The sequence below is a fragment of the Microbacterium umsixpiens genome (assembly GCF_053543675.1).
This window is the reverse complement of record NZ_JBLVOH010000226.1, coordinates 2,738-3,154: the sequence shown is the minus strand read 5'-3', so window position 1 is coordinate 3,154 and position 417 is coordinate 2,738. Positions and strand designations below refer to the sequence as shown.

Annotated in this window: 1 pseudogene; it reads right to left on the bottom strand. The window is 67.1% G+C overall.

Annotated features, from left to right (window positions below):
- A pseudogene (locus ACNPM4_RS18880) lies at window positions 1-92 on the bottom strand (oxidoreductase); the annotation flags it as partial.
- Window positions 93-417: the final 325 nt, after the last annotated feature.

Below are 417 nucleotides of genomic sequence, written 5' to 3'. Positions count from 1 at the left end.
CCCGCGTCGGCCAGTCCTGCGGCGATCGCCCGCCCGATGCCCTGCGTGGAGCCGGTGACGAGCGCGGTCCTGCCCGTGAGATCGATGCGCATGGTGGTTCCCTCCGTGACGGATGCTGCCTGCTGATGCAACGGTAGTCGCGTTGATTCCATGCCCGCCGGGTCGGTGCGATCAGCAAGAACCCTGGACAAAGGTAAAACGTTAGCTGGTCGAATGTCATATAGGGTGGAGTCATCGTCGTTCGAGCACGGCCCTGGGGAAAGGCCGGATCGAACGAGACGCGGATCTCGATCCACTCGAGACTCCGCGACGGACCGCGGCGAAAGCCGCTTGTTCTCGGTGCGCCTCCCCCTCCCGCACCGGGCTGCGCCCCCCGACGTGGGCCTGTGAGGGTTCACGCCGGGGGGACGTGGGGGG